The organism is Streptomyces sp. NPDC086787 (assembly GCF_044745865.1).
Classification (GTDB): Bacteria; Actinomycetota; Actinomycetes; order Streptomycetales; family Streptomycetaceae; genus Streptomyces.
In genome coordinates this window covers 325,051-335,478 of the sequence record NZ_JBIVBC010000005.1, presented here as the reverse complement: position 1 = coordinate 335,478, position 10,428 = coordinate 325,051, and the positions used below count along the sequence as shown (strand labels likewise).

11 protein-coding genes are annotated in these 10,428 nt (G+C 71.7%); 5 read left to right on the top strand and 6 right to left on the bottom strand.

Annotated elements, in window-relative coordinates; translation table 11 throughout:
- The 4 genes from ACIPK3_RS15825 to ACIPK3_RS15810 all read left to right on the top strand — a co-directional run.
- The coding region (locus ACIPK3_RS15825; RefSeq protein WP_402569975.1) for a hypothetical protein at positions 1 to 421 on the top strand (421 nt) is incomplete at its 5' end.
- A 70-nt stretch (positions 422 to 491) separates the two neighbouring features.
- Positions 492 to 1,340: an EamA family transporter gene (locus ACIPK3_RS15820; protein WP_402569973.1), complete on the top strand. Its 849-nt coding sequence runs from the start codon at positions 492 to 494 to the stop codon at positions 1,338 to 1,340.
- Between the two features lie 47 nt (positions 1,341 to 1,387).
- The gene (locus tag ACIPK3_RS15815; protein ID WP_402569972.1) at positions 1,388 to 2,281 is read left to right on the top strand and encodes an NAD(P)-dependent oxidoreductase; all 894 of its coding nucleotides are present in this window, start codon (positions 1,388 to 1,390) and stop codon (positions 2,279 to 2,281) included.
- Between the two features lie 87 nt (positions 2,282 to 2,368).
- Positions 2,369 to 2,641, top strand: coding sequence for a DUF1876 domain-containing protein (locus ACIPK3_RS15810; RefSeq protein WP_402569970.1), 273 nt, complete (start codon positions 2,369 to 2,371; stop codon positions 2,639 to 2,641).
- Positions 2,642 to 2,666: 25 nt separating this feature from the next.
- Here ACIPK3_RS15810 and ACIPK3_RS15805 read toward each other — a convergent pair whose 3' ends face one another.
- The 4 genes from ACIPK3_RS15805 to ACIPK3_RS15790 are packed head-to-tail and all read right to left on the bottom strand — an operon-like array spanning position 2,667 to position 6,418.
- Positions 2,667 to 3,833 (bottom strand): serine hydrolase domain-containing protein, encoded by a 1,167-nt coding sequence (locus tag ACIPK3_RS15805; RefSeq protein ID WP_402570214.1) that lies wholly within the window; start codon positions 3,831 to 3,833, stop codon positions 2,667 to 2,669.
- Positions 3,834 to 3,835: 2 nt separating this feature from the next.
- On the bottom strand, positions 3,836 to 4,600 hold the full coding sequence (locus ACIPK3_RS15800) for an energy-coupling factor ABC transporter ATP-binding protein (RefSeq protein WP_402569968.1): 765 nt from the start codon (positions 4,598 to 4,600) through the stop codon (positions 3,836 to 3,838).
- The gene (cbiQ, locus tag ACIPK3_RS15795; protein ID WP_402569966.1) at positions 4,588 to 5,349 is read right to left on the bottom strand and encodes a cobalt ECF transporter T component CbiQ; all 762 of its coding nucleotides are present in this window, start codon (positions 5,347 to 5,349) and stop codon (positions 4,588 to 4,590) included. The genes ACIPK3_RS15800 and cbiQ overlap by 13 nt, the downstream gene beginning before the upstream one ends.
- Position 5,350: 1 nt before the next feature.
- Positions 5,351 to 6,418 (bottom strand): energy-coupling factor ABC transporter permease, encoded by a 1,068-nt coding sequence (locus tag ACIPK3_RS15790; RefSeq protein WP_402569965.1) that lies wholly within the window; start codon positions 6,416 to 6,418, stop codon positions 5,351 to 5,353.
- Positions 6,419 to 6,600: 182 nt separating this feature from the next.
- Between ACIPK3_RS15790 and ACIPK3_RS15785 the strand changes: the two genes are divergently transcribed.
- The gene (locus tag ACIPK3_RS15785) at positions 6,601 to 6,954 is read left to right on the top strand and encodes an SsgA family sporulation/cell division regulator (RefSeq protein ID WP_402569963.1); all 354 of its coding nucleotides are present in this window, start codon (positions 6,601 to 6,603) and stop codon (positions 6,952 to 6,954) included.
- Here ACIPK3_RS15785 and ACIPK3_RS15780 read toward each other — a convergent pair whose 3' ends face one another.
- Together ACIPK3_RS15780 and ACIPK3_RS15775 are read right to left on the bottom strand one after the other, a co-directional pair.
- Complete coding sequence (locus ACIPK3_RS15780; protein WP_402569962.1) at positions 6,955 to 8,613, bottom strand: penicillin-binding transpeptidase domain-containing protein; 1,659 nt, start codon at positions 8,611 to 8,613, stop codon at positions 6,955 to 6,957.
- A 138-nt stretch (positions 8,614 to 8,751) separates the two neighbouring features.
- Positions 8,752 to 10,374, bottom strand: coding sequence for a penicillin-binding transpeptidase domain-containing protein (locus ACIPK3_RS15775; protein ID WP_402569960.1), 1,623 nt, complete (start codon positions 10,372 to 10,374; stop codon positions 8,752 to 8,754).
- Between the last annotated feature and the right edge of the window lie 54 nt (positions 10,375 to 10,428).

The window sequence follows — 10,428 nt, the reverse complement described above, 5'->3', positions numbered from 1 at the left end:
CGAGGCGAGCAACGCCAAGGCCGCCACCAAAGCCGAGGCGAAGGACACCAGAGCCGCCACCAAGGACGCCAAGGCCGCCGACAAGGTCGAGGCGAGCAACGCCAAGGCCGCCACCAAAGCCGAGGCGAAGGACACCAGAGCCGCCACCAAGGACGCCAAGGCCGCCGACAAGGTCGAGGCGAAGGACACCAAGGCCGCCGGGCCCCGGGCGCAGCGTCGCTGGTCCGGCCGCAAGCTGTGGATCAGCGTGGGCGCGGCAGTCGTCGTGGTCATCACGGTGGCCGCGTACCTGCTGTTCCTCTACTTCTCGGATTTGCCGCCGAGGGATAGGGATTGGGAATGGTGGCTTTCGCTGGAGTCCACGCAGCCGGTGGTGCCGAGGGGTCACGAAGGCCAGGTCGACATCCTCCGGGCCGCCTGATCCGACCCTTGTCGGCCGGACAGCGAAACCCGGTTGCATATGCAACACACGTGCGCGTTAGCGTGCAGGCATGACGCCTTTGGTCTCCGCGGCCGTACTGCTCGCCGCGGTCACGCACGCCAGTTGGAACGCGATCGCCCACAGGATCACCGACAAGCTGGTCGGGTTCACGTTGATCCTCGCGGGAGGGGTGCTCATCGGGGCGGTGATCGCGCCGTTCGCGGAGTTCCCTGCGGGGCGGGCGTGGCCGTATCTGATGCTCTCGGCGGGGATCCATCTCGCCTACGTCGTCCTGCTGATGGCTTCCTTCCGGCTCGGGGACTTCGGGCAGGCGTATCCGATCGCACGGGGAACCGCGCCGCTCGTGGTCACCCTCTTCGCGGCGCTCTTCGCGCACGAGGTGCCGGACCGCTGGGGCGCCGCGGGCATCGCGTTCACCTGCGTGGGGCTGACCGGCGTGGCGGTGTGGGGGATGCGCGGGCACCGGCCCAACTGGGCGGCGATCGGGGCCGCGTTGGCGACGGGGCTGTCCATCGCGTCGTACACGGTGGTGGACGGGCTCGGTGTGCGGGCCTCCGGTTCCGCCCTCGGCTACACCGCGTGGCTGATGGTGCTTCAGGGCCTGGCCGTCCCGGCGTACGCCGTCTGCTTCCGCTGGCGGCGCGAGACCGTCGCCGTACTGCGTCCCGTCGCCGTACTCGGTCTGCTCGGGGCCGCGCTCTCGGTCGCCGCGTACGGGCTGGTCCTGTGGGCGCAGACCCGGGCGGAACTCGCACCCGTCGCCGCACTGCGGGAGTCCTCGATCCTCGTCGGCGCGGCCATCGGCGCGGCATTCTTCAAGGAACGGTTCGGCCTGCCGAGGATCGCGGCGGCCGGACTGCTGGTCGTGGGAATCGGGCTGATGCTGCACACCGGATAGTGCGGGACGCTCGAACCAGGAAGTCCAAGAACCTCCCGGGAACAGGAGTGGTCATGGCAGACAAGCTCACCGTAGGTGTCCTGGGTACCGGGATCATGGGGGCCGCGATGACCCGCAGCCTCCGCAGGGCCGGGCACACCGTCCGCGCCTGGAACCGCACCCGCGCCAAGGCCGAGCCGCTGGCCGCCGACGGCGTCCACGTCGTCGGCACGCCCGCCGAGGCCGTGCGGGACGCCGACGTCGTACTGACCATGCTGTACGACGGTGACACCGTCCTGGAGACGATGCGCGAGGCCGCGCCGGAGCTGCGGGCCGGTGCCGTGTGGGTGCAGTCGACCACCGCCGGGATCGACTCGATCGCGGACATGGCCGGGTTCGCCGACCGGCACGACCTGGTCTTCTACGACGCCCCGGTGCTCGGTACCCGGCAGCCCGCGGAGGCCGGTCGGCTCACGGTCCTGGCCGCGGGCCCCCGGGACGGCCGGCGGACGGTGGAACCGGTCTTCGACGCGGTCGGCGTCCGCACGCTGTGGACCGGTGACAACGGGGCGGCGGGCAGTGCCACCCGGCTCAAGCTGGTAGCCAACAGCTGGGTTCTCGCGGTCACCGCGGCGACCGGCGAGGTGCTGGCCCTGGCCAAGGTGCTGGATGTCGATCCGGAGGACTTCCTCGGCCTCATCGACGGCGGACCGCTCGACATGGGGTACCTGCGGGCCAAGGCCGCGCTGGTGCTCGACGGACGCCTCACACCGGCCCAGTTCGCGGTGACCACCGCGGAGAAGGACGCGCGGCTGATCGTCGGGGCCGGTGCGGACCATGGCGCGCGTCTCGACGTGGCCGCCGCTGCCGCCGAGCGGTTCGCCCGTGCCGCCGCCCAGGGGCACGGCGGCGAGGACATGGTCGCCGCCTACTTCGCCAGCTTCGACAAGCCGGACGCCTGAGCACCCCTGAGCCGCCGGTCCTCCTGAGCTGCCGCCCGGGGCGTCCGGGAGCACCCTGGAAGCAGGTTATTTCGGAGGTGGTCCACGATGCACACCCCGGTGGGATGGCACATAGAGCTGGAGTTCGAGGAGGACGACCGGCACACCAGGGCGGCCGCGCTGGTGCGGTTGCCCGACGGCAGCGAGGTGACGGCGCACGGGAGTGCCAGCAGGCACGACACGGACTCCAGTCAGCCCCGGGTCGGTGAGGAGATCGCGGGAGCGCGGGCGCTCAACGAGCTGGCGATGGAGTTGCTGACCAAGGCGCACGACGAGATCGACTCCGCCTCCGGGCGGATCTCGCACCCCATTCACGTCTAGTCACGTCTAGTCGCGTCCGGTCACGTCACGTCTGGCCGAGCGCCGATTTCACCGCTCCGACCAGCGCCTGCGCCCGCGGATCCGCCGTCACGCTCCGGCGGAAGCCGTTGGTGACATAGCCGAAGGCGATGCCCGACTCGGGGTCGGCGAAGCCGAGGGCGCCTCCGCGGCCCGGGTGGCCGAAGGAGCCCGGGGCCAGGAGCGGGGACGCGCTGCCGTGCAGCATGTAGCCGAGCCCGAAGCGGGTGTTCACCACGAGCACCCGGTCGGGGCCGGCGGACCGCTCGCCCCGGGCCAGCTCCACCGTCTCGGGGTCGAACAGCCGTGTGCCGCCGTCGACCCGGCCGATCAGCGACGCGTACAGGCGGGCCAGGCCGTCGGCGGTGGCCATGCCGTTGGAGGCGGGCAGCGCGGCGGCGCGGTAGGCGGGGGCGTTCTCGTCGGGCAGCGGGGTGATCGCGGCGAAGGCGCGGCGGGTCAGCGACTCCGGGTCGGCGTACGCCTCGGTGACCGACCGTCTGGGGCGGACTCTCAGCGCGCCGGTCGCCTCGGGGGCCTCGGTGCGGCCGACCCGGCCCACGCGGGCCGCCTGTGCCTCGGGCAGGCCGAGCCAGAAGTCCGCTCCGGCCGGCCCGGTGACCTCGGCCGCCAGCCACTCGCCGATCGGGCGGCCGGTGACGCGTCGTACCAGTTCGGCGGTGAGCCAGCTGTAGGTCTGCGCGTGGTATCCGTGGTCGGTGCCCGGCTCCCACGCCGGTGCCTGGGCCGCGACGGCCCGTGCGCCGAGGTCGGGGTCGGCAGCCTCCTCGGGGGTCAGCGGACGGTCGAGGACCGGCACGCCCGCCCGGTGCGCGAGCAGGTGCCACACCCGGGTGCGTTCCTTGCCCGCGATCTTGAACTCCGGCCAGTACCCGCCCACCGGTGCGTCCAGGTCCAGCTGCCCGCGCTGGTGCAGGAGCAGCACCGCGGCGGCGGCCACCCCCTTTGTCGCGGAGCGCACGATCTGCGCGGTGTCGCGCTCCCAGGGGGCCGTGCCGTCGACGTCCCTGGTGCCGCCCCACAGGTCGACGACCCGGTGCCCGTCCCGGTAGACGGCCACCGCCGCGCCCCGGTCCCCGAGCAGCTCGAAGTTCCGGGCGAACGCCTCCCCGACCGGTTCGAAGCCCTCGGCAACCGTGCCGTTCACCCGCACGGTCACGCCCGCACCGACCTCGGGTCGAAGCCGAACGGAAGCTCCAGCCGGTGGGCGCGCATCAGGGTGTCGTCGGACAGCAGCTCGCCGGTCGGGCCGTCCGCCGCGATCACTCCGTCGCTCAGGATCAGTGAGCGCGAGCACAGCTCCAGCGCGTACGGCAGGTCGTGCGTGACCATCAGCACGGTCACGTCCAACGAGCGCAGGATGTCGGCCAGTTCGCGGCGGGAGGCCGGGTCGAGGTTGGAGGAGGGCTCGTCCAGGACGAGGATCTCCGGCTCCATGGCGAGCACCGTGGCCACGGCGACCCGGCGGCGCTGGCCGAAGGACAGATGGTGAGGCGGGCGCTCGGCGAAGTCGGCCATGCCGACCCGCTCCAGCGCCGTACGCACCCGTTCCTCCAGCGCGGCTCCCTTCAGTCCGGCGGCCGCCGGGCCGAACGCCACGTCCTCCCGCACGGTCGGCATGAAGAGCTGGTCGTCCGGGTCCTGGAAGACGATGCCGACCTTCTGCCGGATCTCCGCCATGTGCTTCTTGCCGACCGGCATCCCGGCCACGGTCACCTTGCCGCTGCCGCCGCCGAGGATGCCGTTGAGGTGCAGCACCAGCGTGGTCTTCCCGGCGCCGTTCGGTCCGAGCAGCGCGACCCGCTCACCGCGGCCCATGGAGAAGTCCACCCCGAACAGGGCTTGGTGTCCGTCGGGGTATGCGAAGGCCAGCGAGGCCACTTCCAGTGAAGGCACAGGCGTAGTTGTCACAGCACCCATCCCAGCAGACAGACGACGAGCGCGGTGCAGGGGAGGGTGAGGGCGTGCGACCACTGCGCCCGGGACGCGGTCACCTCGTCGATGACCGGCATGGAGCCGGTGTACCCCCGGCTCACCATGGCCAGGTGCACGCGTTCCCCGCGCTCGTAGGAGCGGATGAACAGCGCTCCGGCCGACTTGGCGAGCACACCCCAGTGACGCATGCCCCGCGCCTCGAAGCCGCGTGACTGGCGGGCGATCCGCATCCGGCGCATCTCGTCGGTGATGACGTCGCCGTAGCGGATCATGAACGACGCGATCTGGACCAGCAGCGGTGGGAGCTTCAGCCGTTGCAGGCCGAGGAGCAGCTCGCGCAGCTCGGTGGTGGAGGCCAGCAGCACGGACGCGGCCACGCCCAGGGTGCCCTTGGCGAGCACGTTCCAGGCGCCCCACAGGCCGTTCACACTCAGCGACAGGCCTAGCACGTCCACCCGGCGGCCCTCCGCCACGAACGGCATGAGCAGCGCGAAGGCGACGAACGGCACCTCGATCAGTAGCCGTTTGAGCAGGAACAGCGCGGGTATCCGGGCGTGATGCGCGACAACGCCCAGCAGGACGGCGTACAGGCCGAAGGCCCACATCGCCTCCCGCGGGGTGGACACCACGACCACGACGAAGGCGAAGGCGGCGGCGAGTTTGGTGTGCGGCGGCAGTGCGTGGACGGCGGAGTGCCCGTGCCGGTACAGCCGGTGCGCGTGCCCCGCACCCACCTCAGGCTCCCGTGCCCGCGGGCGACACGTCCGCGGCTCCCGCGGCGTCCCCGGTGCGGCGCCTGCGCACCGCCCAGAACACCGCACTGCCCGCCGCGACCGTGACGCCGACGCCGATCACTCCCGCGAGACCGCCGGAGAGACGGGCGTTCTGGACGTCCTTGACGCCGTAGTCGGCGAGCGGGGAGTCGGCCGCCGCGTGCTGCTCGGCCTTGCGGTCGATGCCCTTGTCGTGGGCGACCTTCTCCAGGCCGTCGGGGCTGGCGGAGGCGTAGAAGCTGACGAACCCGGCGAGCACGAGGGACGTGACCAGGCCGGTGATCCAGATCTTGCGGTGCGAGCGGGCGGCGGCGGGAACCGGGGCCGGTTCGGCGGCCGGGGCGTCGACGAGTTCGCCGCCCACCCGGAGCTTGAGACGCTGCTGGAGGCCGCGGGCGCCGTACACGAGGTCAGGCCGTACGGCGATGACGGCGCCGACGGTGAGCGCGGTGATCGCCGCCTCGCCGAGGCCGATGAGGACGTGGACGCCGATCATCGCGGTGGCGACCTTGCCGATCGGGACGTCGGTGGTGCCGCCCACGGCGTAGATGAGGGTGAAGGCGACGGCGGCGGCCGGGACGGAGAGGACGGCGGCGGCGAAGGAGGCGACGGTCACCGCGCGCCGCCCGCGCGGAAGTACCTTCACCAGGCCGCGGAAGACGGCGTACGCCACGACCGTCGTGACGATCGCCATGTCCGTGACGTTCACGCCGAGCGCGGTCAGGCCGCCGTCGGCGAACAGGATGCCCTGCATGAGCAGGACCACGGAGACGCAGAGCACCCCGGTGTAGGGACCGACGAGTATCGCGGCGAGGGCACCGCCGAGCAGGTGCCCGCTGGTCCCGGCCGCGACCGGGAAGTTCAGCATCTGCACCGCGAAGATGAAGGCGGCCACCAGGCCGGCCAGGGGGGCGGTCCGCTCGTCGAGTTCGCGACGGGCGCCGCGCAGGCTCACGGCGATGGCTCCGGCGGCCACCACACCGGTGACAGCGGATGTGGGCGCGTCGATGAATCCGTCAGGTACATGCACGTCTTGATTTTAGTGGCTTGTTGCAACCCTTTTGCAAGAGAGAGGCGGTCGTGGAACGTCATGGAATGCACAAATGAGAGCATTGCGCTCCACTGAGCGGAATGCGCAGAATATGCGACATTGGAGGGGTGGAGGCGGATGCACGGCCTCCACAAAGGTTACGCACCGTTAGGGGCGGTCCGATGCCCGTAGTCGAGCAGTACGCGCGAGCCCACATCGTCACCGACGAGGACGTACCGGACGAACAGCCGGCCGTCCCGGTCGTCCTGCGCTACGACCCCGAGGCCGACCCACGATCCGTCCACATCGACCTGCCCGGCCCGCACGAGTGGACCTTCTCCCGCGCCCTCCTCGAACGCGGCCTCAGAGCACCGGCCGAGAGCGACGGTGTCCGTGTGTGGCCGTGCGGCCGGGTCCAGGCCGTGGTCGAGTTCCACTCCGGGCACGGCGTCGAGCTGGTGCAGTTCGAGTCGAAGGCCCTGCTGCGGTTCCTGCGCCGGACCTACGTGGCGGCCGAGGAGCCGGTGGCCCGCTGATCAGCTCCCTGCCCGCAGCAGGGCCGCCACGATCGGGCCCGCCGTGTCGCCGCCGTGGCCGCCCGCCTGGACGACGCCCGCCGCCGCGAGGTCACCGCGGTAGGCGGTGAACCAGCCGTTGGGCTTGTCCTGGCCGTCGACCTCGGCGGAACCGGTCTTGGCGCCGTAGTCCGGGCCGAGGCCTGACATGGCCTGGGCCGCCGTGCCGGACGCGGCGGTGTAGCGCATGAGCTCGCGGAGCTGGGCGAGCGTCGAGGCGGACATCGTGCGGGCGGCGGTGGCCGTCCGGCGGTGGTCCACGTCGGGGGAGACCAGATACGGCTGGTGGAAGGTGCCCGCCTTCACGGTCGAGGCGACCGACGCCATGTTGAGCGGGTTCATGCGCACGCCGCCCTGGCCGATCAGCTCGGCCGCCATCTGCGCCGCCGACTGCACCGGCACCGAACCGTCGAAGGTCGGCACGCCGATCGCCCAGTTGTTCATGGACAGCCCGAACACCTGCTGTGCCTGCTTCGCCAGGTCGGCGTCGTCCAGCTTCTCCGCCTGGCTGATGAACGCCGTGTTGCAGGAGCGCGCGAAGCTCGCCTTGAAGGTGCCGCCCTTGATCTCGAAGTCGTCGTCGTTGTGGAAGGTCCAGCCACCGTACTTCACCGTCTTGGGGCAGGGGTGCGGCTTCTCCGGGGACGCCAGGCCCTTCTCCAGCAGCAGCGACGACGTGATGACCTTCATCGTGGAGCCGGGGGCCAGCGAGCCCTGGAACGCGGTGTTGAAGCCGTGGCCGCTGTTGGCCGCCGCGAGGATCTCCCCGGTCGACGGGCGCATGACCACCACCGAGGCCCGCTCCCGCTTGGCGACCTGCTGCTCGGCGGCCGACTGGAGGACCGGGCTCAGCGTCGTACGCACCGTGCCCGGGGTGCCCTTGCTCAGCTCGACGAGCGTCCTGTCGGACAGCTTGGCCGCCTTCGACGCCTTGCCGCGCAGCACCCGCAGTTCGATGCCCGCCTTGCCGCCCGCCGTCTTGCCGAACTTCTCCCGCAGCCCGTCGAGGACCGTGCCGAGGGACGGGTACTTCGCGGCCGTCACCTCCCCGCCGTGGCGGTCCAGCGCCTTGACGGGCGGGGTGCCGGACTCGCCGGTGACCAGCCGGTCGCCGTCCTTCAGGTCCGGGTGGAGGACGGACGCGTGCCAGTCGACCATCGGCCTGCCGTCGCTCGCGCGGCGGACCACGGTGAGCGTGCTGTCGTAGGCGAGCGGCTTGCTGAGGCCCTGGTAGCTGATCGTGGCCCTGACGGAGAAGGGGACCTTGTCGCCGGTGCGGGAGCCGGGGGTGACGGTGACGTCCTTGAGGTGGGCGTCCCTGGTGTAGCCGGTGAGCAGCGCGGCGGCGGCCGCCGAGTCGTCCGTGGCGGCGGCGGCCCGGCTCACGCTGCCCTGCTGCCAGGCCGCCAGGAAGCGGGTGGCGGAGGTCTGCACCTCGGTCGCGGACAGCGGGCCGGTCTTGACCGCCTTGCGGGCCTCCGTACGGCCCTCCGCCTCCGCGCCGCCGCCGTAGAGGGTGTAGGCGCCGAGGCCGAGGCCGCCGACGACCGCGACGATCACTCCGCCGACGAGCGCGGGTCTGGCCTTGCGCCGCTCGGCGGCGCGTCTTCTCTTGCCCACTGCCCCAGTTCCTCCGACGGTTCCCCGAGCTACGGTTCCCCGAGGTCCCCGCGGCCCTCGTGGCTTATGCGGCCTGTGCGGCCTTTACGCTTCTCAACGACGGCACCCACCCTAAAGTCCCCTTCTGCACGAGTGACTTCAGCGGGCGATCCGTAGCACTTCTGCGACAATCGGGCCCGCCGCGTCGACGCCGTGCCCGGCGTCCTCGCTCATGGCCGCGGCCGCCACGTCGTTGCGGTAGCCGGTGAACCAGCTGTTGGACTTCGCCTGCCCGTCGACCTCGGCGGAGCCGGTCTTCGCGCCGATGCTGCCGCTCAGTCCGCGCATCACCTCGGCGGCGGTGCCGCTGACCGCGGTGCGCTTCATCATCGACCGCAGCTGCTGGACCGTCCCGGCCGAAAGGCCCCGGGCGGTGGCCAGTGGACGGTTGTCGAGGCCCCGCGGCACGATCACCGGCTGCCGGAAGGTGCCCGTCGTCGCCGTCGCCGTCACCGACGCCATGTTCAGCGGGCTCATCTGCACCTGGCCCTGGCCGATCAGGTTGGCCGCCATGTCCGGGCCGGTGGAGGCGGGGACACGGCCGTCGAAGGACGGGACGCCGACCTTCCAGTTGTTCCGCCCGAGCCCGAACCGGTCCTGGACCTCGTCGGTCAGGGTGCCGGCCTTGAGCTTGCCCGTGTACGCCACGAAGGCGGTGTTGCAGGAGCGGGCGAAACTGCTTGCCAGGGTGGCGTGTTCGTCGGCGGGCAGGTTCTTGAGGTTGCTGAAGGTCTGGCTCTGCCACATCGCGGTGGGCGGGCAGGGCGCCGGGCCGTTCGCCGTGGTGATCCCGTTGTCGATGAACGCCGCCGAGCTGATGATCTTCATCGTGGAGCCGGGGGCGAGCTCGCCGAGGAACGCCGCGTTGAAGCCGTCGTCGCGGTGGTTGGCGACCGCCAGCACCTCACCGGTGCTCGGCTTCACGGCCACCACGGACGACTCCGCGTACTTCCGTACGGCGGTCTCGGCCGCCGCCTGCGCGCTCGCGCTCAGTGTGGTGGGCAGCCTGCCCGCGCGCCCCTTGGCCAGGGTGAGCAGGGTGGTGTCGGCCACCCCCTCGCCCTGGTGCCGTATCGCCAGTTCCACGCCGGGAGTGCCGCCCACCTTGGCGCCGTACTTGTCGCGCAGCGCGTCCAGGATCGGGCCGAGGGAGGGATACTTCTCCTTCGTCAGGACCTTCCCGTCACGGTCCACCGCCTCGACGGCCGGGCTCGCCGACGCGCCGGTGACCAGTGTGTCGCCGCGCTTCAGCTGCGGGTGGACCACGGACGGCTGCCAGTCGACGAGCGGCCGGTGGCTGGTCTCACCGCGCACCACGGTCAGCCGGCTCCGGTAGACGAGCGGCTTGGCCTTCCCGCCGTACGACACCTGCGCCTTCACCGTGAACGGCACGCTGGTGCCGGTCGCCGTGCCGGGGCTTATGTGCACCCCGGTGATGTGCGCGCCGCTGCCGTAGGCCGTCAGGAGCGGTCCGGCGTCGGCCGCGTTGTTCGTGTACGAGGCGGCCGTCGTGCCCTGCCCCTTCTCCCAGGCGGTGAAGAACTTCCGTGTGGTGTCCCGTACTTCGTCCTCGCTCGGCGGCCCGGTCCGCGTGGCCTGCGGGGTGCCGTCCGATCCCGTGCCGCCGAGTGCGGACACCAGGTTGTACGCCCCGTATCCGGCCCCCGCCACCAGCACCGTGCACACTCCGCCCACGATGCCGACTCTGATCCCCTTGCGCATGGCGCGAGATCACCCTCCCCGTTTCCCCGTTGTTCCCCCGCTTCGGTGATCGAA